We start from the raw sequence: 23,677 nt of genomic DNA on the forward strand, positions 1-23,677 counted from the left end.
GCGGCCATCGCGCATCACTCTCCTTCACTCGGACTTTGCCGTCTCGAAGGATCGCGCGGTGGCCGTCTCTCATCTACGCAACACGCCCATCACGGGCAAGTCGTACACCACTTCCGTGGACGCGACCGGGAGCCGGTCGCGGCGATGCCCGCGAGGGCGGCCAGGGCGTGGAACTGTCGGCGGTCCGTGGTGCCACCTCCTACATCGGATGCCGTGGTCGCGGCATCTGCCGGGGCTGGTGGGGTGCCCAGTCCGGCTGTCTCCCGGGGGCTGGCCGGTTGCTGTTCGTCTGCTTCCGGTGCGGGGTGGTAGGGCTGGTCGGGCAGGGCGAACCACAGGTGCTTGGCGGGTATGCGCAGGACCTGTGCCCAGTGGGCCAGCCGGTCCAGGTGGACGATCGGTGAGCCGTTCTCGACCCTGCTGAGCTGCGCCTGGGTGATTCCGAGCCATCCCGCGACCGGGCCCTGTGGCAGGGGGTTGCGCCCGTGGTACGGGTGGCAGCGGAAGGCCCGGATCACTCGCCCGAGGTGCCGATCGGTCAGCGCCCGGCGTACCGGCTCGTGCTCCCAGAAGGTGGCCGGGACCGTGGGTGGTTGGCTCAGCCGGTCGCGTTCGGCGGCCTGGCAGGGGGCGCACCGTCCGCCGTCGTTGTCGCGGGCCAGTCGGCCGCCGCAGCGGGGGCAGGTGGGGTGTGCCACGGGAAACCTCGCCATTCGCGGTGGCTCCATCCGTATCGCCTCGTTGAGCGTACCCATTCAACTCCGCTGCGTGCGGGACCGGTATACGTACCGCGCATATCGAAGCGGCGTGCCCGGATCCCTCCGGCGCGGCGGTCCCCGCAACCGGCCCGTCCTGTCCCGCCGCCGGTCCTGCCCCATGGGAGCCCCGCCCCGGGGGAGCCCTGCCGCGCCGAGCTGGTCGCCGCCGCCTTCGACTCTGCCGATCCCGCCCGAAGTTCGTCCACCTTCCGGAAACTCTGTTCCGCTCCTTAGGACGGCCGGAGATCTTGGTAGGAAATGGCCCCTCGAAGGGCCATTTCCTACCAAGATTTCCCGTGTGGCCAGCCGCACTGCCGCAGCCGCAGACCCGCTCGCGTACGGTCGTGGCCGAACCGAGGTCGACACCGTTGAGCTGCACCGACCCCGTGTCCGGGCTCAACCGGTCAGCTCGGCGAACGGCGTCCAGCGCGCCCGGTGGTCGCCTTCCACCACGGAACGGAGCCGGGTGGTGAACTCCCGGTCGATGGTGGCGGAACTCGCCAGCAGCGGAACGGCCGCCGCGATCATCTTCAGCTCGCGGGCCTCCCGCAGCAGGGGCCAGTCCGGGTCGGTGGTGACGTCGTACCCGTAGGTGTCCGCCAGCGATCGGTACGCGTCGTCGCCGCCGAACCGGGCTTCGCCGACGGCGACTGCCGCCAGGTCGACCTGCCGGGGTCCGAGGCACGTCGCGTCGAAGTCACACAGCACGACCCGACCTGACGGCTCGCGGAGCAGGTTGCCGACGTGGGCGTCGCCGTGGATCAGTTGCCCCTCCGTGGCCTGGCGTAACGCATCCAGCCGAGGTTCGAGGCGGTCGCACCAGTCCACCAGGAAGGCGCGATCGTGATCACCGAGCCCCTCGGCATCGTCCAGCCGCCGGCGCGCGTCGCCGACCGGATCCCACATCGGTAGCGGAAAGGGCGGAACGCCAGGCGTGTGGAACTCCCGCAGGGCTCGGCCGAGGTCTTCGGCGGTCGGGGCCGGCGAGGTCGGCGGAACGTACTCCCAGACGGAGGCCAGCAGGCGGCCGACCCGCACCGGCTGCTCGACATTTGCCGCCAGCCGGATGGTCGGCGAGTCGACGTTTGCGAACCACTGCGCGAGCCGGACAACCTTGCTTACCCGGTCATAGAGCTGGTGGGTGCGGGCGATACGGATGACGATCGCAGCGCTGGGCAGCGCGAAGACGGCATTGTTGGTCAGGCGCAGCAGCCGCGCATCCCCGGTGGGGACTCCCAGGCCGGTGGCGACCTGATGCATGGCCGCCGTCATCGCCTTCTCGGTGAACCGCCCCGGTTCAGCCACGCTCAGCCCGCTGCCGGCTGGATTGCCGCAATGCTCAGGCGATGTGCGAACTCGGCGACCGCAGGCAGCTTGCGGTGCCGCGTCAGATCGCGTCGCAGGTCGCCGACGCGGTCCATCACTCGCCTTGAACTCAGGGCTCGGGCCTGGTCCAGGACGCGCGCGCCGACCGTCAGCGCCTGCTCGGGCTGATCGGCGAGGAACAGCGCGCTGCACAAGCCGACCTCGTTGAGCACCGTGCTGCGAACGTTGCCCAGGCTGAAGGCGGCGATGGCGCTCTCCACCCAGCGCACCGCCTCCGGCGCGTGCTTCTCGTCCCGGCGTGCCAGGTCCCGATAGACGCGGCCGTACTGGGCGAACAACTCGCCGCGGTCGTAGAAGCTCATCCATTCCGGTTCGTGGCCGCTGCCGATGCGGTCGCACTCGTCACTGGCCCGGCCGAGGGTGGCCACCGCCTCCCGGTGCGCGCCGAGCGCGGCGAGCGAGGCGGCCTCCGCCCCCAGCAACAGCGCGTTGAGCGCTGGTGTGGCCTGTGCCCCGACGTGGGCGCGGGCAAGCTGCAACGTCGCCAGCGCGTCCCGGTTGTGGCGGAGGTGTTGTAGCTGCTTGGCCTGGGAATAGCGGACCAGGGCGGCCAACGGGGCATCGTCCGCAGCGAGTGCGGCACGCTCGGCTGCGACGAAGTGACGGTGGGCATCGCTGTGCTTGCCCGTGTCGAGAGCCGTCCACCCGGCCAACTGCCGAGCCGCCGCCACCGACGCGACGAGGCGGGAGGTCAACACCTGCGGGTGCGACCAGTCGAGCATCCCGTACACCGACTCCGCGAAATGAGCCACCTCTCGATACAGCAGGCCGCCTCCGCTCTCGCGGTCCACCGACCGGTACAGCTCCAGAACCGCGTTGAGGCGGGCGACGTCCCTGGCGTCGATGCGACGAGGATGTGCTACGCCCGTTGCCGCGATCAGCCCGGCCCCTGCGGCTACGGCTGCGATACCGGCCAGCAGCGCCCGCCGGCTCCCCTCGGGAGAGTCCCCGGAAGGGCGAGATGCGGGCGGACATCCCGTTCTTGCCCTGCCGTTCCCCTGGGGAAGCGAGAACCACAGGTGCTCCCCGGGGATGCGGAGCATCTGCGCCCAGTGGATGAGCCGGTCGAGGTGGACGACGGGTGTGCCCTTTTCGATTCGGCTGAGCTGCGCCTGGGTGATGCCCAGCCATCCCGCGACGGCGCTCTGCGGCAGGGGGCTACGTCCGTGGTACGGGTGGCAGCGGAATGCCCGGATGGCCCGCCCGAGGTGCCGTTCGGCGAGTGCCCGGCGGACTGGCTCGTGTTCCCAGAAGGTGGCCGGGACCGCCGGTGGTTGGCTGAGGCGGTCTCGTTCGGCTGCCTGGCAGGGGGCGCAGCGTCCGCTGTCGTTGTCGCGGGCCAGTCGGCCGCCGCAGCGGGGGCAGGAGGGATGTGTCACGGAAAATCTCGCCATTCGAGGGTGGCCCCGTTCGTATCGCCTGATGGAGCGTACCCAATGAAATCCGCTACGTGCAGGGCCGGTATACGTACCGTGCATAGTGAAGTCGCGCGTATGGATGCCGCCGGTGCGGCGGCTACCACGCAACCGGCCCGCCCTGTCCCGGATGCTTGCCCGCCTGAAGGGGAACAGGCTCGGCGGCTCCTACAGAGTTGCCCCGTCTATGCTCCCGCCCGTCGGTAGCACAAACGGGGCAGGTCCATAGGAGCCAAAGGAGGGAGAGCCGACCCGGCGGGAGCCCGCGTACCGACATCCCGGCCGGAGTGTCGCTCCGGTGGCCAACAGACGATCAAGGGGTAGCCCATAAAGAAGCGCGCCGGGCGACGGCGGGGCGTCCCCGTCCGGCTGCGTCGCACCGGTGCAGATCAATGGGTGATCGTGGTCCTGGCCTCTGCCCTGGGGCCAGCCCGCCTCAGACGTCGCTCGCCTGCTGCCGACCAGCGAGGACGACGTCCAGCGGGGACGACGTCCGCGACGTGATCCGCGTGCGACGAGCGGACGTTCGACACGCCCTACATCCGGGTCAGCCTCTGCGCAGCCAGAACGCGCCGAGTGGCGGCACCCGCAGTGCTACGGAGGCCGCCATCCCGTTCCACGGCGCAGGTCAGATATCCACCGAACCCGGGGCGGTCCAGGAGGAGCGGATCAGCTCCCGCTCGGTGGCGGCGAGGTGGGCGGTCGTGGCGAGCCAGGCCCAGGCGTACCGGTCCGGGTCGGGATCGATGCGCCGACCGAACACATCCCGCCCGCGCCGGTCGGACTCGTCGGCGAGCGCGGCGGCCACCGCGGCAGCGGTGGTGAAGCCGGCGCGGCGCAGCGTCCCGGTCAGCCCGGCGCCCTCGCTGCGGGCCGCCTCGACGACGGCGCGGCGACCGCCGGAGACGGCCAGCTCCACCAGCCGGCGAACCCGCCACAGCGGGGACTCCGCGACCGCGTCGACGCCCGCGCCGAGGACCGGTTCGGTCATCGACGCCGGTTCGCGAGGCGGTAGGTGGCCGCCCTGGATCTTGTCGTAGCCGAGGTCCGCCCGGCCGTGCCAGTCCGCCGGCAGCCGGAGCGTCGTGGCGGCACCGGGCACCGGGCCGACCGCGAGCGGGTGCAGCGTGCTGGCCCGGTCCGGGTCCAGCCGGCCGACCACCCGGATCCGCAGGCCCGGCCGGGCGGCGAGCTGCCGCAGGTTGGACACGTGGGCCAGCAGCGGGTGAGAGTCGATCGGCGCCAGCCGGATCAGCGGCCCATCCGGCGCCGGCGCTCGCTCCGGTCCGGCGTCGGTGCCGGGGGCCAGCTCGCGGGCCAGCACCTGGTCGCCGACGGCACCCACCACCATCAGGTCGCAGCCGACCAACGCGGTCCCCGCCCCTGCCGGGTCCTCCGGATCGTCGACGGCGAACTGGGCGGTCACCACCTCGGCGAGTGGGCGGGCGAACAGTTCCGCCAGCGGTCCGGTGGACCAGTCGGTCCGGGTGAGCGGGCTGGCGCGGACCCCCTTGCCGGCGCCGAGCCGGCCGTCCGGGGAGACGGTGGTGCCGGTGATCCGCAGGCCGCCGCGGGCCAGCACCGCATGGTTGACCGCGACCGCGCCCATCTCGGTGACCGCCTGAGCGCAGTCCCGTGCCCGGTCCGGGCCGCCCGGTTTCACGTCGCCGAAGGAGAGCCGGCGCCCGTCGGCGGCGACCAGGTGGGTGACCACCCCGGCGTATCCGTTCGCGCTGATCACCGGCTCCCGGCAGACGCCGTACACCTCCAGCGTCCCGTCCGGCTGGTAGGCCCGCCGAAGGATGCCGACCAGCGCCGGGTCGGGATCGCCGGCGGCCAGTCGGCCGGCCACGTACAGCAGGTCGTGCAGCACCTCGACCAGCTCGGCCAGCCGGTGGCCGGCCTGTCGTTCCCGGTGGGCGCGCAGGCCACGTACCGCGCGCAGCGCGGCGCTCTCGGCCCGAGGCAGGCCGGCCAACCGGGCGCCGTGCGCGGCCCGGAGCAGTTCGGCCTGGGGGACCGCGCCGGCGGCCGGCGCACCGGCGGCGAGCACCGCGGCGGCGGCCCGCCACAGCGCACCGGCGGCGGCCCGTTGCGCCTTCGTCGGTGCCGCGTTCTGGCCGGCAGGACCGGCCGCCGACTTCCCGGTCCGGCCGGTTTTCGCGCCATGGCTGTCCGGAGCGGACGACGCGACGGTGGACGCCGGGTCGGGATGGATGGCCGGGTCGGCGACCGGGCAGGCGACCAGGACCGCGGTCCGGTGCAGACAGCGGGGCGCCAACAGGCAGCTGCACCGCGCCTGGTGCGGTTCGGTGACCGCGCCGGTCGGTCCGGGCGTGAGGGTGACCAGGGCCTCGGTGCCGCAGTCGACCGATACGCCGCCGTCGACCCGGCCGACCGGCACCCCGGCCAGCCGTCCGACGGTGGCGTCCAGCCGCTTGTGCAGCCGGGGCGGCAGGGCGGCCACCGCCGCAGCGGCGACCTCCGGGAGCACCGGCGGCAACAGGTCGGTGGGTGTGCGGTCCGTCAACGTGATCCTCCGCGGATGCGATCGCCCACCCAGCGGGCGAGTTCGAGCGGGCTGAGAGCGGCGACCGGCATCCCGGCCGCGACGAGCTGCTCGGCGACCGGCACCGAATAGCAGGGCATCCCCCTGTCGTTCAGCGCGGCGCAGCCGAGCAGGTGCACGCCGGAGCTGGCCAGGGTGCGGACCTCACCGAGCAGCCCGGCCAGCGGGTAACCCTCCTCGAAGTCGCTGACCACCGCGACGATGGTGCGGCTCGGCACGGTCACCAGCGAGCGCGCGTGGGCCAGCCCGGCGGCGATGTGCGTACCGCCGCCGACGCGCACCTCCAGCAGCAGCGACAGCGGGTCGTCGACCCGGTCGGTCAGGTCGGCCACCTCCGTGGAGAAGGCGAGGAAGTGGGTGGACAGGGTGGGCACCCCGGCCAGTACGGCGGCCGTCAACGCCGACCACACCACCGACGCCTCCATCGAGCCGGACACGTCGACCACCAGCACCAGCCGCCAGTCGGCCTCCCTGCGGGTGCGGGTGTTGAAGACCGGGCGTTCCGGCACCACCACCGTCCGGCCGTCCTCGAGGCGCTGGGTGTGCCGCAGGTTCGCCTGGAGCGTACGGGCGAGGTTGATCCGGCCGCCGGGACGACGCGACGGACGCGGGTTGGTCAACCCGGTCAGCGCCGGGCGCACCTGGGTGGCCAACTGCTTGGTCAGCTCCTCGACCAGCCGCCGGACCAGTGGCCGCAGCTTGGCCAGATGCCCCTCGGGCAGGCCACCGGCCAGCGACAGCACCGAGGTCAGCAGCTCCATCGAGGGGCGTACCGAGGCCGGGTCGAGCTCGACGAGCACGTCGGTACGGCCGTTCTCGGCCGCCCGGGCGATCACCTCCTCACGTACCGCGGTGCCGAAGAGCGCCTCCAGTTCGGCGGCCCACTCGCGCGCGGTCGGGAAGGAGGCTTCCTGGCCGCCTCCGGCCGCCTGGCCGAGGTCGGTGGCGCCCTCGCCCTGACCCGCCCCGTACAGCTCGTCGAGGGCACGGGCGTAGCGGCGGGCGTCGGCCGGCAACCGGTCGGGTTGGCGGCCGAGCAGCAGCCGCCACCGGTCCGTGGGGGTGAGCTGGGCGGCCGGGGTGTCCGGGCCGGGCTCGGCGTCGGTGGAGCCGGTCGGCGTGTCCGGGCCGGGCTCGGCGTCGGCGGAGCCGCTCGACGGGCCCGGGATCGGGATGTCGCGGGCGATCAGGGCGGCCCGACCGGCCAGGTCGGCGGCGGTCCAGCGGGCCAGCAGCTCGGGCGGGACGGACAGGGTCAGGTCGAGCCGATCGCCGAGCCGGTCCGCGACGGTGTGCAGCAGGCGGTCCCGGGCCGCCGGGGTGAGCACGTGGAACCCGCCGCGCAGCGCCGGCAGCCGATCCAGGAACTCGGTGTCCGTGAGCCGCTCGATCCGCTCCAGTAGCGGGTCCAGCGCCGCCGGGGCGGACTGCAGCAGCGGGTGCGCCGCGGTGAGCAGACCCGCGAGCAGCCGGTGCAGGTGCCGGCGGGTGTCCGGGCCGGTCGCCGCGTCGATCCAGCCGGCCACCCGGGTGCCCAGGACCTCCAGGCCGGTCAGGTCGAGCAGCACCCGGGCGGCCAGGGCGGCGCCCTGGATCAGCGGCGAACCGGCCCGGGCCAGGTGGCCGAGGGCCTCGTCCAGGCGCAGGCCGATCCGATCCTCGCCGGCGCGGACCGCGAGGTCGACCAGCGCGGCGGCGTCGGCGGTGGCGTCGCTGCCGGCCAGGCCCGGCAGCCCGCGGACCGCCGCGTCCAGCAGCACGACGGCCAGCTCGGCCGCCCGGGCCCGGCCGTCGGCGGTGGTGCCGGGCAGATGCTCGCGGCGCAGGGCCTCCAGCAGGTCCAGGGCGGCCAGCAGCTCGGGCAGCGTGCCGGTGCCCGGCAGCACCACGGCGGCCAGCTCGAGCCGGTCGGTGACCAGATCGGGCAGGTCGCACCGGGCGGCGTCGCGCAGCCCGGTGAGTAGCCGCTCGGCGGTGGGGCCGCCGTCGGCGGCCTCCCGGCGGAACCGCTCCCGCAGGGTGCCGGCCGCGGCCAGCGCCGCGGTCACCCCGCGTACGCCGACCAGGTCCAGCCGGGCCGCCACGGACGGCGTCCAGGCCAGTTGCCAGCGGGTGGTCAGGGCGGCGCCGTCGCCGGTGCCGGAGACCGCGATCGGCTCGCCGTAGCCGATGCCGCAGACCTGCAGGCGTTGCAGCAGGATCTCCCGCCGCCCGTCCAGCTCGGTGCGCAGCGGGTCCAGCCGGACCTCGCGGGACTTCGGGCTGTCCGGGTTGGGCAGCCGCAGCGCGGTGAGTTCCGCCTCGACGGCGGGACCGAGGCCGGACCGCGGCGTGCCGGGGGCGATCCGGCCCCGCTCGGCGCCGACCAGCACGGTCTCCAGCGCCCTGGCCAGCGCTCGGCCACGGCCGAGCAGTTCACCCTGGCCGAGCACGGTGGTCACCGCCTCCAGCACCTCGCCCCGGCCGGGGGCGGGCAGGTCCCGCAGCCGGGCCAGGTCGCCGGCCAGCCGTACCGTCTCGGCGGCCTCGCCGGTACCGGCGGTGTGCCCGGCCGAGCGGAGTTCCCGGCACAGGTCGGTGACCGCCCGGGCGGCGGCGGCCCGGATCCGTTCCGGGTCGCCGGCAGCCGTGAAGACGGACTGCTGCCAGCGCGGGTCGCGGATCCCGGCCGGGTAGCCGGACCGGGAGTCGAGCAGGTCGAACGCGTACGGCACCAGCGAGGTGATCGCCGTGCCACTGCCGTCGGTGGCGGCCGGACCGGGCCGGACCTTACCGGCCGGGGCGGCGCTGGCCGTGCTGACGGTCCGGGTCGGCGCGTCGTCGGCGTCGGTCGACGCGGCGGCCAGCAGGGCGGGGGCCCCGTCGGCCTCGGTCGATCCGGCGGCGAGCAGGGCCGGGGCGTGGAACGCGCCGATGACGGCGGCCACCCGCCGGCCGTTCGCGCCGGCTTCGGCCAGCACCCGGCGCATGTGCCGCTCGCGGGCCAGGTCCCGGGCCGGTATGCCGTCGCCGCCGGCGCTGTCGGTACGCATCGCCCAGCCGACGCCGAGGGCGGCCCGACGGACCGCCTCGGGCGGGCAGCCCGGGGCACGCACCTCGACCACCCGGTCCCACAGGTCGTCGCCGTCCCGGCCGGTGCCGCTGGCGCTGAGGGCGGCGGCGTAGCCGGACCGGCGCAGGCCGGGCACCGGCTCACCGGCGTCCGGTTCGCCACCGGCGGTCGGCTCGGACCCGGCGGTCAGGTCGGGGTCGGTGGTGACGGCGCTCCAGCCGGGGTCGGTCAGTGGCAGGTCGCAGCAGAGCACCTCGACGCCGCGCTGCCGGGCCCAGCGGATCGCGGCCAGCTCCGGCGAGAAGTCGGCGAACGGGTAGAAGCCCGTCGGCCCGTCCTCGCCGTGGCTGCCGACCAGGGCCAGCGGGGCCCGGGCGGCGGGGTCGGACAGGTACGGCAGCCAGCGCTGGAAGTCGGCCGGCAACTCGACGCAGACCACCTCGGCCGCGGCGGCGTCGAGCAGGGCCGGGAGCGCCGCCGCCAGGGCGGGGCTGTGGTGCCGCACCCCGATCAGGTACGGCTGGCGGGAACCGGCGAGCGCGTCGACCACGGCTCGCGGGTCGGCCGGCGTCGGTTCGACGGTCGGCGGGTTGGCGGTCGGCGGCTCGGCGGTCGGCGAGGCCGCCCGGGGCGACGTGCGGGACGAGGTCGTCACCGCAGGTTCTCCCGCAGGTCCCAGAGCCGGCGCCACATCGCCGAGCCGTCCTCGGCGCGGCGGCGCACCGGGCCGTCCCAGTAGCCGAGCAGCCGGGCGTGGTCGTTCTGGTCGTCCTTGCGGACCACGCCGAGCAGGTGCCCGGGCACCAGGTCGAGCGCGTCCCCGCCGGGCAGGTACGCGGCGGCCAGGCCGAGCGACGCCGCCACCTGCACCGCCTCGGCCGTGGACATGACCGTGCCGGGCCGCTCCACGTCCCAGCCCTCGCCCGATCGGCCGGAACGCAGGTCGCGGAACACGGTGACCAGGGCATCCAGCACCGCGTCGTCCACGGTGTACGCCGCGCCGGCGCGCTGCACGGCGGCGGTGGCCTGCCGGCGGACCAGGTCGGTCTCGGTGTCCACGTCCGAGATCGGGTGGATGGTCTCGAAGTTGAACCGGCGCTTGAGGGCCGAGGACATCTCCGACACGCCCCGGTCCCGCAGGTTGGCGGTGGCGATCACGGTGAACCCGGGCGCCGCGCGGATCAGGCCGTCCTCGCTGCCGCTCAGCTCCGGCACGTTCATCCGCCGGTCGGACAGGAGGGACACCAGCGCGTCCTGCACCTCGGGCAGGCAGCGGGTGACCTCCTCGATCCGGACCACCCGGCCGGTACGCATCGCGGTCAGCACCGGCGAGTCGACCAGCGCCTGCGGGGTCGGGCCCTGGGCGAGCAGCAGGGCGTAGTTCCAGCCGTACCGGAAGGCGTCCTCGGTGGTGCCGGCGGTGCCCTGCACGGTCAGCGCGCTGGTGCCGCAGACCGCGGCGGCCAGCAGCTCGGACAGCATGGACTTGGCGGTGCCGGGCTCACCGACGAGCAGCAGGCCCCGCTCACCGGCCAGGGTGACCACGCACCGCTCGACCAGGCTCCGCTCGCCGACGAACTTCGCCGGGATGGTCATGCTGGCCGGCAGTTCGGTGCCGGCCGGGCCGGTGCTCCGGTCGGCGGGCAGCTTCAACGCCTCGCCGTCGCTGCCCCGGATGAAGGTGACCACGGCGCGCGGCGTCAGCGCCCAGCCCGGCGGCCGGGCCCCGTCGTCGTACGCGGCCAGGAAGGCCAGCTCGTCGGCGTACCGCTGTTCGGCGGAGAGGACCTGGGCGGCGATCTCCGCCGCCACGGCGGGGCGGACGTGTTCCGTCACGGTCACTGGTGTTCCTCGTTCTCTTTCGGGTTCGGACGGGGGTCAGCGGCGGGTGCCGCGGGTGGGCAGGTTGTCGAATCGGGGCCGGTCGCCGTCGCGGAGGCGTTGCCAGGCCCGCTGGTAGAGGTCGGCGGCCGGTTCGAACGGCACGGTCACGCCGAGCCCGGCCGTACCGTCAGGTGCGAGGTCGAACAGGGCGGTCTTCCAGCCCTCGATCGGCGCCTGCCCACGGCCGCGCTCCAGCCAGGGGCCGGGCAGGAACAGCGACCGGCCGGCCCGGGAGCGGCTGGCCTCGACGACCAGGTCGGTGCCGGCCAGCTCGGCACGGGCCACCTTCAGCCGGGCCGGCTTCCAGCCGGTCCACTTCGCCGCGTTGCGGTCGGTCGGGTCCGGCATGGCCAGCAGCATCAGGTACACCGCCGCCGCGTCGGCGCCCAGCCCGTGCTCCCCGGACGCCTCGGCGACCAGGTCGGGCACCGAGCGGGTCGGATCCTGCGGCCACCAGGTGCCGTCCGCCGCCCGCGCGCCGCCGCCCGGCTCCCCCGGATCGTTGAGCAGCGCCGCGAACCGTGGGTCGCGGGCCAGCCGCAGCGCCACCTCCATCGGGTACGGCTTGGCCGCGTCCGCCCGCAGCGCCGGCAGGTACGGGTCCGTCCCGTCGGCGTCGAGCAGGTCCGGCCGCAGCGCGGGCGAGGGCTGGCTGTCGTAGGTGGACAGGACGATGGCGCCGTAGCGTTCCCAGCCCGGGCCGGTCTCCGACGGGGTGCCGGCCACCTGGCGGAACTCGGGCAGGGAGACGTACTGGTTGAGGTCGAGCAGCAGGCCCGGGTTGGCCAACCGGCCCCGGACCGCGGCCAGCGCGGCCGGCAGCGCGGCCCGGCACGGCTCACCGGCCGGCGTGTGGTGGGCGACCCAGGCCGCGAGGGCGACCGCGGAGCCCAGCACCTCACCGGTGAAACCTGTTGCCTGGCCGTCGGTCGGCCGAGCCCGGTCGCCCTTGATCTCGAAGGCCAGGTCGGTGCTCAGCTCGGCCGAGCGGGCGGGGTCGAGCAGCGCCGGCAACGCCTTCGCGGGTCCCCAGTCGGTGCGCACCGCGCGCACCGCCTCGGCGAGCAGCTGCTCGGGCACCGCCACCCGGCGTCCCACGGCGGCGTTCCAGACCGCCGCGGCGGCGGCCACGTCCGGGCCGTCGGTCCACAGCCGGGCCGGGTCCTCCGGCAGCAGCGCCGAGACCACGGCCCGCCGGAGCTTCGTGTCGGCCTCGCTCAGCATCCCGAAGGCCAGCTTGACCTCGCCGACCTGCTTGACCCCGAGCGCCTTGCGCAGCTCGGGCGGCACGGTGCTCGCCGAGTCCGCGTACGGAAGACCGGCCAGCACCAGCTTCGCCGCGGTGGGGGTGACCCCGGTCAGCTCGGCGAACCGCTCGGCCGCTTCCGGCTGCCAGGGCAGTGCGCCGCGCGCGGCCCACTCGGTGCGGAAACCGGCCAGCCAGCCGGCCGGCCGTTCGTCGCCGACCGGCGCCGAGGAGCGCACCTCGTACGGCTCGGGCACGGCGAACACGCCGGCCGGGTCGTGGTGCAGCGCGTCGAGGGAGTAGCCGGTTCTCGTGCCGCTGAAGTGGAAGACGGCGATGAACGCCCCGTCGGGCAACGGCAGGATGCCCGGCCTGGGGTGCCGGCGCGTGCCGTCGGAGTTGTTCAGGTCCTCGTCGAGCAGGTGCAGCGTGGACCGGCGCCATCGGGCCGGCTCGGCCGCCGCGCTCAGGTCGAGCCGGTCGAGTGCGGTGAGCAGAGCGCGCAGCGTCTCCCGGTGTTCGTCGGGGGTGACGGCCGCGACCGCCCGGTAGGCGACGGCCGCGACACCGCCGAGCAGGGACTCCCAGTCCAGAGCGGCCGGCAGCGCCGGTCCGTCGAGGTGCAGCCGCACGGCGGGTTCGCTGCCGCCGATGGCGGACCGCTGGGCGGCGAGCGCCTGGAACTGGGTGAAGGCGTGGGTCGAGTTCGTCCCGTGGGTCGAGCCGCGCAGGCCGTCCAGCGCCAGGGCGAGTTGCTCGTCGGTGGGTCCGCTCGCGGTGGCCGCCGGTGCCGCCGCCCTCGGGGCGGACAGCGACCTGGTGACCCGTTCGGCCACCGCCTCCAGGTCGGTGCGCGCCCGGGCGGCCAGCCGCAGTACCCCGGCCACCCCGGCCAGCACCACGTCGTGGCTGATCGCCGGCATCGTCGAGCGGACCAGCTCGACCAACGCGTCCTTGTCATCTTGGTCGGCGGTGGCGCGGGCGGCGGATGCGCCGACGCCGGAGGTGCCGCCCGGATTGCCGACCATCGACGCCGGGACGCCGACGGGGAGGCCGGTGATGGCCTGCGTGGCCACGGTCAACCCGGATCGGGTCGCCGCCGGGGCCGCGGCCCGCGCGGCCGCTTCGGCCAGAGCGGCGCGGCGTTCGTCGAGGGCGGCCTCGAACAGGGTGGCTGCGGTCTCCCGAGCTACCCGCCGCAGCGCGGTGGATCCGGCCGGATCCCGGGGCAGCATGTTGCCGAGGAACTCCCGCATCGGCAGCGGGGCCGCGCCGGAGCTGCCCGCCCGGCTGGGCGACGTCCTGGCGCTGGCCGACACCACCCCGTCCGGGTCGACCAGGGCGAGATCCTTGAGGAGGGCCCGTGGGCGGTCGTCGCCGGGCAGCACCAGCGCCGCGATCGGCTGCTGTCCCGGTGCCACGGTCACGCTGCGGCCGGCCAGGTCCTCGCCGCGTACCGAGCCGTCCGGCAGGGTGACCACCCGCCAGCCGAGCAGACCGTCCACCGGAGCGGCGGCCGGGGTGGCCCGGTCGGACAGGGCCGGCCGCAGCCAGCTGGCCGACTCCTGGAGGCTGCTTCCGCTCACCGGCAGGTCGGCCAGGAACCGGGGCAGGCTGCGCCGGCCGTAGGTGTTGCTGGCCGGGTCGTACTCGCGCCAGCCGTGGTCGCCGTTCTCCCCGCCCTGGCGGTAGACCCAGTGGGAGGTGCCGTCGGTGATGACCCGCAGCTCCTCGGGGACGGCGGTGTCACCGGCGTGCAGCACGCCGTCGCCGGTGGTGCGCCCGCCGCCGGCCAGCGGCAGGGTGATCTTGTTGGGGCGCTGCCGGCCGTTGTGGAGATAGCCGTTGATGGCCTGCGGCTCGCCGGGCGACGAGTGCCAGTAACCGCACGCGTCGTAGTTGAATGCCCGGGAACGCCAGAAGACCAGCAGCTGGCCGTCGACGTAGTGGTAACCGGGATGTCTCCACAGGTCGCCGGCCGGGATGCGCAGGTCGTGGCGGAGCACGATGCCCTCGGCGCCGAGCACACGCACCGTGGTCGGCCCGCCCATGATCACGTACGGCCAGGCTTCCTGCTGGGTCACCTCGACCTTGTGGTCGCCGCCGGTCACCTCCTGCCAGGCCTGCTCCCAGTCCGGCCAGCCCAGCTCGTCGAAGAGCCCGCCGCGCAGGCTGCGGGCGACGTGCTCGGCGAGGTCGACGTCGAGGGCCTGCCTGAGCTCGCCGCCCGCCCCGGGCTCACCGGGCCCGTCGAGGTCGTCGGAGACCAGGCGCAGCGCCTCGACCGGGAGATCACCCAGCCACTTCACCGACTCCGGCAGGTACGGCAGCCCGGTGGTGAACCGGTCGCGGATCCGGGCCCGCAGCCACTCGTCCAGCAACGGCCGGACGCCCGGCGTCCCGACCAACCGGCGCAGGGCGTCCGGCCGACCGTCGAGCTGGTCGAGACCCCGGCGCAGCGCCCCGATGAACCGCTCGTCGCCAGCCAGGGCGAGCAACTCCCGCTCTCCCTGGAGATTCGTCCACTGCCCCAGATTGAGGGTGTCGTGTTCCTTCGGCAGGGCCACCGGCACGTCGAGGGTGAGCAGCAGGTCGAGCAGGTCCAGATCGCCGGTGGCGGCCAGGGGTTCGCCGCTGTCGGCCAGTTCGGCGCGCAGCCGGGCGGCCATCCGCTCGACGAGTGGGTACAGCTCCCGTGGTCCACGGTAGCGGTCCAGCTGGGCCCGGCGCACGAAGCGGCGCAGCCAACCGGCGGAGCCGTCCCGGGGGCGGGCCGGAGCCGGCACGTCCGGGTCGGACAGCCCGGCGAGTGCACCGGTGTCAGCCAACAGGGTCAGCCACCCGACCAGGTTGTCCCGTTCTGTGGGCATCAGGTCGAGCAGGTTGCCGCGGACCGCCGGGTCGCGGCCGGCCAGCGCCGTCACCGCCGGCAGGTGCGCCTTCCACCAGCCGGCCGGCGCCTCGGCGGCCACCGGCAGCCGGACCATCGCGGCCAGGTAGGCCGCCTCGCGGTCGGCGACGGCGACGGCACCGCCCTTGCTGGCACCGGCCTTTCCGGCGGCGGTCTTGCTGGCACCGGCCCTGGTGGTGGCGGTCTTGCTGGCGGCGGCCTTGGTGGCGGTACGGACCAGCCGGTTCACCGCGATGGCCGACTGCGTGGAGGGAACCACGCCGGCGGCAGCGGCCCGCAGCGCCAGCCGGCAGAACCGCTCCAGCGCCTCGTCGGCCGGCAACTGGGCGGACAGCTCCTTCGCGTAGCCGGCCAGCGCGGTCGCGGAGACCACCTTGGCCGCCGCGAACTCGACGTATACCTCGTCGAGCCGGCTCAGGTCGACCGGGAGGCCGTGCTGCGCCTCCGCCTTGCGCGCCTTGTTGAACAACTGCGTCGCGTAGGCGTCCTGCCCGGCGGCCAGGAACACCCGCGCGGCCTGCTCGAAGAACGTCGGCAGGAAGTGCGGCAGCGTACGGGCGAACCGGTCGGCGACGCTCTGGTGCCCGTCCAGGGCGGCCTTCGGCCGCGACCGCACCTGCTTGGCCAGCTTCTGCAACTCCGGCACCACCGCCAACGCGTGCCGGCCGTCCGCCGGGTGGTGCACCAGCACCCACTCCGGGAACGCCAGCGGGCGGCGCGGGCCCAGCCCGACGACGGCCGGCTCGGCAGCCGGCGTCAGACCGAGGAACCCGACCGCGATGTCCTCGCCCTCGCCCAGGGCGGCGTCGACCAGGCGGACCACCGGCCGGTCATCGAGGGCCGGGTGCCGGTACGTGCGGGCGGTCAGCGGCACCGCCCGGTCGCCGGCCCCGGCGGTGTCGGTCGGCAGCACCGCGCCGGCGGCCAGCAGACTCGCGGCCGAATGCTCGCCCGACGTGGTCGTCATCCCGGTCATGCCCTGCTCCCCGTTCCGGTCGAAGCGCCGGACAGGGCCGTCGCCATCCGTATTCCTTCCGACCAGGCCACCGGCCCGACCTCGGTCAACCGCAGTGTCGGCCCCTCGGTGACCGACCAGGAGAGGCTGCCCAGGGTCGCCTCGGAGTCCCAGTAGTCCTCGTCGAACGACAGGGTTGCCTCGACCGTGTGGCCGGCCTCCCAGACCCGGCACCTGATCTGCGAGCCGGAGACCCGGAAGCCGAGCGTGGCGGCCCGGGCGGCCAGCCGGTTGGGGACCGTGGTGCCGTGGAAGTCGGTGACCGTGGTGTCCAGGTCCTTCACGGTGGCGGGCCTGCCCCAGGTGCCCCGGTGTAGTTGCTCGACCCGCTGGGCGACGTCCAGTTCGTCGGCGAACTCGCGCAGATCCGCCAGGTCGGGAAGGCGCACCGGATGGGGCAGCGTGGCGCTGGCCGGCGAAAGCCGGACGGTGTCCCCGTCGAGGTTGACCATGCGCAGGTCACCGGTGTCGGTGACGTCCCGCAGGAAGCCCGGCTCGGCCGGGTCGTCCCCGAGCACCACGAGGTCACGCAGCGCGCCCTGCCAGGCCGGATCCGGCCAGACCCGGGCCAGCAGCCCGGTCGGCACCGGCAGCGAGGACACCACCCAGGCGTCGACCCGCGCCAGGCATTCGGCGGCGTGCCGGTCCAGCCACTGGCCGAGCTGGCGTAACCGTTCCACCTCGGGGTCGTCGCGCAGCGCCTTCGGCAGCGACTTCAGTGGACGACCGCTGGTGCGGGGGCCGGCGGACCGGGCCATCACCTTTCCGTCCACGAGAGAGACCTCGTAGGAGTCTCCCACCGGTAGCCAGCCCATCAGGAACACACCCTCCACAGTGGCAGCTCGGCCGAATTCCACGGCGAACTGGCCGAGACTGATCAACTCGGGCGCACGCTAACAGGCGCGACCGACACGATAGGAATCCGTCGGCCGGGCGGGGACGGAGGCGGCGGCCCGGGGCAGGTCGTTGCGTTGTCGCGGGTGCGGTCACGGCGCACGACCCTCGGTTCCGCCGGACCTCAGCTCTGCCACATTTCCCGCGAATGCCCCGGGAGTCGCCGCTACGCCGCCCATGCCCTCCCGCATACCGGGTGGTCCGACGACGGTCTGGTGAATGCCTGCCCACCTTGGTTGGGGACATGCCCGGCGGTCCCTACGGAGCTGCCCCGTCTACGCTCCCACCCCGCCGGTAGCACAAACGGGGCAGCTCCGTAGGGGCCGAAGGAGACCAGGCCGCCCGGCGAGGGCCGCCCGGCGAGGGCCGACCCAGCCGCCGTACTTCGCTGCGTCCTCACCCTCCGAGGTGCGAATCCCGGCTGACGCCCCGCTCAGTTCCGGCGCAGCCAGAGCGCGCCCAGCGGGGGCACCCGCAGCGCCACCGACGCCGGCAGCCCGTGCCACGGCACGTCCTGCGCGTGCACCTCGCCCAGGTTGCCTACCCCGGACCCGCCGTAGTGGTGGGCGTCGGTGTTGAGCACCTCCGTCCACGTGCCGGAGGCGGGCAGGCCGATCCGGTAGTCCTCCAGCGGCAGGGCGGAGAAGTTCGCCACGCAGACCAGGGTCGCGCCGTCGGGGGCGATCCGGACGAACGACACCGTGTTGTGGGTGACGTCGTCCCCGGCGATCCAGCGGAACCCGGCCGGCTCGGTGTCCTGCGCCCACAGCGCGGGCGTCTCCCGGTAGACGCGGTTCAGGTCGCCGACGAGGCGCTGCACGCCGGCCCGGGCCGGGTCGTGCAGCAGGTACCAGTCGAGGCCGCGCTCCTCGCTCCACTCCCGGTCATCGGCCAGCTCGCAGCCCATGAACAGGAGCTGCTTGCCCGGGTGCGCCCACATGTACGCCAGCAGCGTCCGGACGTTGGCCAGCCGCTGCCAGGCGTCACCGGGCATCTTGGCTGCGAGGGAGCCCTTGCCGTGCACCACCTCGTCGTGGCTGATCGGCAGCACGTAGTTCTCGCTCCACGCGTACGCCAGGGAGAAGGTGAGCTGGTGGTGGTGGTGCTGTCGGTAGACCGGGTCCTTCGAGGTGTAGAGCAGGGTGTCGTGCATCCAGCCCATGTTCCACTTGAACCCGAAGCCCAGCCCGCCGTCGGCGGTCGGCCGGGTCACCCCCGGCCAGGCGGTGGACTCCTCGGCGATCATCACGACGCCGGCGTGGTGCTTGTAGACGGTGGCGTTGACCTCCTGCATGAGGGCGATCGCGTCCAGGTTCTCCCGGCCGCCGTGCTCGTTGGGCAGCCACTGCCCCTCAGGACGGGAGTAGTCGAGGTAGAGCATCGAGGCGACGGCGTCGACCCGCAGCCCGTCGACGTGGAACTCGTCGCACCAGTACAGCGCGTTGGCGACCAGGAAGTTGCGCACCTCGCGGCGGCCGAAGTCGAAGACGTACGTGCCCCAGTCGGGGTGCTCGCCCCGGCGCGGGTCGGGGTGCTCGTACAGCGGGGTGCCGTCGAAGCGGCCCAGGGCCCACTCGTCCTTGGGGAAGTGCGCCGGCACCCAGTCCAGGAGCACCCCGATCCCGGCGTGGTGCAGGGTGTCGACGAGGTGCCGGAAGTCGTCCGGGTCGCCGAACCGGGACGTCGGCGCGTAGTAGCCGGTGACCTGATAGCCCCAGGAGCCGCCGAACGGGTGCTCCATCACCGGCATGAACTCCACGTGGGTGAAGCCCAGCTCGGTGACGTACGCGGTGAGCTGCTCGGCCAGCTCCCGGTAGCCGAGGCCGGGCCGCCACGAGCCGAGGTGCACCTCGTACACGCTCATCGGCTCCTGGTGCGGCTGCCGCCGCGCGCGTCGCGCCAGCCAGTCGGCGTCGGTCCACTCGTACGTGGAGCGGTGCACCACCGACGCGGTGGCCGGCGGAACCTCCGCGTACGCGGCCAGGGGGTCGGCCTTGTCCCGCCAGTGCCCGTCGGCGCCGAGCACCCGGTACTTGTACCGGGCCCCCTCGGGCGCGTCGGGAACGAAGATCTCCCACACCCCGCTGGAGCCGAGCGAGCGCATCGGCCAGCCGTCGTCCGGGCCCCAGCCGGTGAAGTCGCCGATCACCCGCACGCCGCGCGCGTTGGGCGCCCACACGGCGAACGCCACGCCCCCGTCGCGGACCCGGGCGCCGAGCGCCTCCCACAGCCGCTCGTGCCGGCCCTCGCCGATCAGGTGCAGGTCCAGCTCGCCGAGGGTGGGCGGGTGACGGTACGGGTCGTCGCGCACCGCGCCGTCGACCTCGACCCGGTAGTCGAGCACCTCACCGGGCAGGACGGCCTCGAAGACACCGGCGTCGTGCACCCGGGTCGCCGGGTGCCGCTCGTCGCCGACGAGCACGGTCACCGCCTGAGCGCCCCGGCGCAGGGTGCGGATGGTGGTGTGCGCGTCGGCGGGGTGCGCGCCGAGCACGGCGTGCGGGTCGTGCGCCGCGCCGGCGATCAGCTCGTCCATCGTGCGTCGTCCTTGTCAGCCGCAGCGGTGGGGGCGGTGCCCCCGGAGAGTTCGGAGGGCACGTCCTGCACGGTCAGGTCGGGCGCGGCGGGCGCGGCCGGCTCCACCGGGGGCGGGACCGGCCGGCGCACCGTGAACACGTGCGCGGGTTGCAGGTACGGGTCGAGCCGTACCGCGTTGTGCTGCCCCCAGTCGTAGCCGGCGCCGGTCAGCTCGTCGTGCACGGTGAACCGCTCGTGCCAGTCGAGCCCCAGCGCCGGCATGTCGAGGGTGACGTTGCCCCACTGGACGGCCTGCGAGTCGAACGAGCAGACCACGATCACCGCGTTGCCGGTGTCCGGGTCGTGCTTGGACCAGCAGAGCAGCGCCGGGTTGTCGATGTCGTGGAAGACCAGGTTGCGCAGCCGGTGCAGGGCCGGGTTGTCGCGCCGGACCCGGTTGAGGGTGGCGACGAACGGGGCCAGCGAGCGCCCCTGCGCCTGCGCGGCGGCCCAGTCTCGGGGGCGCAGCTCGAACTTCTCGTTGTCGAGGTACTCCTCCGCGCCGGGGCGGGCGGTGTGCTCGAACAGCTCGTAGCCTGCGTACATGCCCCAGGAGGGGGAGAGCAGGCTGGCCAGCACCGCCCGGATCTTGAACATCGGCGGGCCGCCGTGCTGCAACGTCTCGTGCAGGATGTCCGGCGTGTTCGGCCAGAAGTTCGGCCGCATGTGGTCGGCCGACGCGACCAGCTCCTCGCAGTACTCCCGCATCTCGGCCGGCGTCGTGCGCCAGGTGAAATAGGTGTACGACTGGGTGAAGCCGATCTTGCCGAGCCCGTGCATGATCGCCGGCCGGGTGAACGCCTCGGCGAGGAACAGCACGTCCGGGTCGACCTGCTTGACCTCGGCGATCAGCCAGTGCCAGAAGTCCAACGGCTTGGTGTGCGGGTTGTCCACCCGGAAGATCCGGATGCCCTCGCCGATCCAGTGCCGCACCACCCGCAGGATCTCCGCCCGGATGCCCTCCGGGTCGTTGTCGAAGTTGACCGGGTAGATGTCCTGGTACTTCTTCGGCGGGTTCTCCGCGTACGCGATGCTGCCGTCGGCCCGGGTGGTGAACCACTCCGGGTGCTCGGTCACCCACGGGTGGTCGGGGGCGCACTGCAACGCCAGGTCCATCGCCACCTCCAGGCCCTGCTCGGCGGCGGCGGCGACGAAGTCGCGGAAGTCCGCCGGCGTACCCAGATCGGGGTGGATGGCGTCGTGGCCGCCCTCGGCCGCGCCGATCGCCCACGGCGAGCCCACGTCGTCCGGCCCGGCGGTGAGCGTGTTGTTGCGGCCCTTGCGGTTGACCCGGCCGATCGGGTGGATCGGCGGCAGGTAGAGCACGTCGAAGCCCATCGCCGCCACCCCGGGCAGCCGGTCGACGGCGGTGCGGAAGGTGCCGGAGCGGGCCGGGGCGTCGACGGTGGCCGGGACCGCGCCCTCGGAGCGGGGGAAGAACTCGTACCAGGCGGAGAAGAGCGCCCGGGGGCGGTCCACCCAGAGCCGGTGCTCCTCGCCGGTGGTGACCAGCTCCCGCACCGGGTGCGCCCAGAGCAGGTCGGCCAGGTCGAGGGCCGGTGCCACCCGGGCGGGCAGCTCCAGCCGCTCGTCGCCCAGCGCCGTCACCGCCGCCTCGACCCGCTCGCGGTGGGCGGCGGGGACCAGCTCGTGGGCCGCCTCCAGCACGCGTACGCCCTCGGCCAGGTCGTTGGCCAGCTCGGCCGGGCCCTGGCCGGCGGCGACCTTCTTGGTCACCGCGTTCTGCCAGGTCAGGTACGGGTCCTGGAACGCCTCGACGGCGAACGTCCACGCGCCGACGGCGTCGGGGCGGATGGTGGCGTGCCAGCGGTCCTGGCCGGGCTCGCCGGGGCGCATCCGGGTGAACGGCCGGGCCTTGCCGTCGGGGCCGAGCCAGGCCACGTTGCAGCCCAGCGCGTCGTGCCCCTCCCGGTAGGCGCGCGCCGACACGGGCACCGCCTCGCCGACCACCGCCTTGGCCGGGTAGCGACCGCAGGAGACGACGGGGGAGACGTCTTCGATCGGGAACCGTCCAGTCACCCCGCCAACCTACTGCCCGAGATCCTTTCGCGCTCGGTTGCGCGCCCCTTCGGCTCCGCCGCCCGCCGAACGGGGAGCCGGGTCAGTGCCGGGCCCGCCACGCCTTCGCGCGCCGCAGGTAGCGGATGATCCCGGCGGGGCCGGTGGAGGCGGGCCAGTCGTCGGTGCGGAAGTAGGCGTCGGAGCCGCCGTCCAGGAAGATCACCGAGCCGCAGAGGAAGTCGGCGGCCGGCGACAGCATGAACGTCACCCACTCGCCGACGTCCGCCGGCTTGCCGCGTCCGCCGATCGGCACGGCCAACTGCTCGACCGACTCTTTCTCGCCCCGGGCGATCTGCTCGTCGAGCAGCGGGGTGGCGATGATGCCGGGGGCGAGGACGTTGACTCGAATGCCGGCGCCGGCCCACTGCGGCGAGATCGCGCTGCGCCGCGCCCACCGCGTCACCGCCATCTTCGAGCTGGCGTACGCGAAGGGCGCCGAGCGCTTGCCGAAGCGCCGCAGTACGCGCATGGCCTTGTCGGGGTTCCGAGCGAGCAGGGCCCGCACGACGCTCTCCGGCACCATCGGGGTGAGCGTGGTGGAGTTCGAGCCGAACACCACGACCTTGCTGTTGCCGGCGGTGGCCAGCGCGGGCCGCCACGCCTCGAGCAGTTCCACGACGCCGAAGAAGTTGACCTGCTGCACGAGCCGGTCCCGCCCCGGGATGCCGCCGAGCCCGGCCGCGCAGACCGCGCCGTCGAGCCGGCCGCCGACGCGCTCCAGCACCTCGGCTGCCGCCGCCGCGCGCCCCGTCGGCGTGGACAGGTCGGCGATGACCTCGACGTCCCGCAGGTCCACCCCGACGACGGTGTGCCCGTCGCGACGCAGCCGCTCGGCTGTCGCCCTGCCCATGCCCGAGGCCGCTCCGGTCACCGCATACGTACCCATGTCGGTTCCTTCCCGTTCTCCGGCAGCCGGTCGGACCCGGCCCGCCCCCCTTGCCGGATGCTGACACGCCGTGGTCGCCTCGGCCCGACAATCGCACCAAATCGTCGCTGGCTGGTTCGCGGTCGGGGCGGGACCAGCCCACTCTGTCCCACCGTCGGTCCCGCCCAAACTCGTCCATGCACCGGGAATTCCGTACCACTAACTGGGATGGCCGGAGATCTTGGAAGAAAGTGGCCCCTGGAGGGGCCGATTCCTTCCAAGATCTCTCGTGCGATCAGGCGTGGCGTCGAAGGTGGCGGTCCTGGGCGGTGGTGGGTGGGATGAGGGCCGGGGTCTCGGTCTCGGTGTCGGCGAACCTCAGCTGTGCCACGTCTACCCGCGAATGCCCTGGGAGTCGTCGCTTCGCCGCCATGCCGTCCCGCGCTGGGTAGTCGGATGGTGACCTGGCGAGCCGGAGCGGGTCACCGACCGGACGCGCCCGAATGCTGTCTGCCTGGTGAGGGCATGCCCTCCGGCCCCTACGGAGCTGCCCCGTCTGCGCTCCCGCTCGGTCGGTAGCACGAACGGGGCAGCTCCGTAGGGGCCGAAAGAGGGGTAGGTCGACCCGGCGGAGGTCGACCCGACACGGGTTGATGATGTCGGTAGGCGGGCGCATTTCCCCCGGGGCCTGCGACGGCCGAGTGGTGGCCAGTTCGGCGACCGACTTTGGCCCGGCGGGCGGCGGAGCAGCCCAGCAGTCAGCAGTCAACCCGGATCGGCTCTATGCGGGCGGGTTCGGGGCCACGAACGACCCCCTGCCCTGGTGCACCTCGATCCAGCCCCGCTCGTCCAGGATCCGTAGGGCCAGCCTGATCGGCGTTGCGCTGGCCCTGTACTGCTCGGACAGCTCCGCGATGGACGGCAACTTTGCTCCGGGGCGCAGTGCCCCGGACTTTACCGATGCGATCACATCGGCGATGACCTGCTCGTACACGGGTTGTCTGGGCATGGCAACGGGCCGCC

At 74.0% G+C, this 23,677-nt stretch carries 12 protein-coding genes; all 12 read right to left on the bottom strand.

The genetic code is table 11. From position 1 onward, the window contains the following. Nucleotides 1-89: 89 nt before the first annotated feature. The 12 genes from GVV04_RS33435 to GVV04_RS25110 all read right to left on the bottom strand — a co-directional run bounded on the left by GVV04_RS33435 (nucleotide 90) and on the right by GVV04_RS25110 (nucleotide 23,663). The gene (locus tag GVV04_RS33435; protein ID WP_235966996.1) at nucleotides 90-713 is read right to left on the bottom strand and encodes a helix-turn-helix domain-containing protein; all 624 of its coding nucleotides are present in this window, start codon (nucleotides 711-713) and stop codon (nucleotides 90-92) included. A 441-nt stretch (nucleotides 714-1,154) separates the two neighbouring features. Beyond that, nucleotides 1,155-2,030 (bottom strand): phosphotransferase family protein, encoded by an 876-nt coding sequence (locus tag GVV04_RS25060; protein ID WP_268926347.1) that lies wholly within the window; start codon nucleotides 2,028-2,030, stop codon nucleotides 1,155-1,157. 35 nt (nucleotides 2,031-2,065) lie between these two features. Beyond that, nucleotides 2,066-2,935, bottom strand: coding sequence for a hypothetical protein (locus GVV04_RS33440; protein WP_235966997.1), 870 nt, complete (start codon nucleotides 2,933-2,935; stop codon nucleotides 2,066-2,068). 1,252 nt (nucleotides 2,936-4,187) lie between these two features. Further along, on the bottom strand, nucleotides 4,188-6,089 hold the full coding sequence (locus GVV04_RS25070; RefSeq protein ID WP_161691094.1) for a hypothetical protein: 1,902 nt from the start codon (nucleotides 6,087-6,089) through the stop codon (nucleotides 4,188-4,190). After that, a complete protein-coding gene (locus tag GVV04_RS33445) occupies nucleotides 6,086-9,835 on the bottom strand; it encodes a DUF5682 family protein (RefSeq protein ID WP_161691096.1) in 3,750 nt (1,249 codons plus the stop codon). The genes GVV04_RS25070 and GVV04_RS33445 overlap by 4 nt, the downstream gene beginning before the upstream one ends. Beyond that, nucleotides 9,832-11,022, bottom strand: a complete 1,191-nt coding sequence (locus tag GVV04_RS25080; protein WP_328822565.1) for an ATP-binding protein — start codon at nucleotides 11,020-11,022, stop codon at nucleotides 9,832-9,834. The genes GVV04_RS33445 and GVV04_RS25080 overlap by 4 nt, the downstream gene beginning before the upstream one ends. 36 nt (nucleotides 11,023-11,058) lie before the next feature. Continuing rightward, nucleotides 11,059-16,197, bottom strand: a complete 5,139-nt coding sequence (locus GVV04_RS25085) for a DNA-binding protein (RefSeq protein ID WP_161691098.1) — start codon at nucleotides 16,195-16,197, stop codon at nucleotides 11,059-11,061. Next, nucleotides 16,194-17,069, bottom strand: coding sequence for a DUF4132 domain-containing protein (locus GVV04_RS25090; RefSeq protein ID WP_328822566.1), 876 nt, complete (start codon nucleotides 17,067-17,069; stop codon nucleotides 16,194-16,196). The genes GVV04_RS25085 and GVV04_RS25090 overlap by 4 nt, the downstream gene beginning before the upstream one ends. Nucleotides 17,070-17,563: 494 nt before the next feature. Then, nucleotides 17,564-19,666 (bottom strand): 1,4-alpha-glucan branching protein GlgB, encoded by a 2,103-nt coding sequence (gene glgB / locus GVV04_RS25095; RefSeq protein WP_161691100.1) that lies wholly within the window; start codon nucleotides 19,664-19,666, stop codon nucleotides 17,564-17,566. Beyond that, nucleotides 19,654-21,747: an alpha-1,4-glucan--maltose-1-phosphate maltosyltransferase gene (locus GVV04_RS25100; RefSeq protein WP_161691102.1), complete on the bottom strand. Its 2,094-nt coding sequence runs from the start codon at nucleotides 21,745-21,747 to the stop codon at nucleotides 19,654-19,656. The genes glgB and GVV04_RS25100 overlap by 13 nt, the downstream gene beginning before the upstream one ends. Before the next feature lie 82 nt (nucleotides 21,748-21,829). Next, nucleotides 21,830-22,675, bottom strand: coding sequence for an SDR family oxidoreductase (locus GVV04_RS25105; RefSeq protein WP_161691104.1), 846 nt, complete (start codon nucleotides 22,673-22,675; stop codon nucleotides 21,830-21,832). Between the two features lie 760 nt (nucleotides 22,676-23,435). Beyond that, nucleotides 23,436-23,663 carry a winged helix-turn-helix domain-containing protein gene (locus GVV04_RS25110; RefSeq protein WP_161691106.1) on the bottom strand — a complete coding sequence of 76 codons (228 nt, stop codon included), beginning with the start codon at nucleotides 23,661-23,663 and terminating at the stop codon, nucleotides 23,436-23,438. Between the last annotated feature and the right edge of the window lie 14 nt (nucleotides 23,664-23,677).

The organism is Micromonospora rubida (genome assembly GCF_009908295.1).
GTDB lineage: Bacteria > Actinomycetota > Actinomycetes > Mycobacteriales > Micromonosporaceae > Micromonospora > Micromonospora rubida.

Bases quoted from the DNA above. Each gene is read 5' to 3' on its own strand.
- glgB (WP_161691100.1), bottom strand. From the start codon at position 19,666: ATGGACGAGCTGATCGCCGGCGCGGCGCACGACCCGCACGCCGTGCTC.
- GVV04_RS25060 (WP_268926347.1), bottom strand. From the start codon at position 2,030: ATGACGGCGGCCATGCATCAGGTCGCCACCGGCCTGGGAGTCCCCACC.
- GVV04_RS33435 (WP_235966996.1), bottom strand. From the start codon at position 713: ATGGCGAGGTTTCCCGTGGCACACCCCACCTGCCCCCGCTGCGGCGGC.
- GVV04_RS25085 (WP_161691098.1), bottom strand. From the start codon at position 16,197: ATGACCGGGATGACGACCACGTCGGGCGAGCATTCGGCCGCGAGTCTG.
- GVV04_RS25105 (WP_161691104.1), bottom strand. From the start codon at position 22,675: ATGGGTACGTATGCGGTGACCGGAGCGGCCTCGGGCATGGGCAGGGCG.
- GVV04_RS25110 (WP_161691106.1), bottom strand. From the start codon at position 23,663: ATGCCCAGACAACCCGTGTACGAGCAGGTCATCGCCGATGTGATCGCA.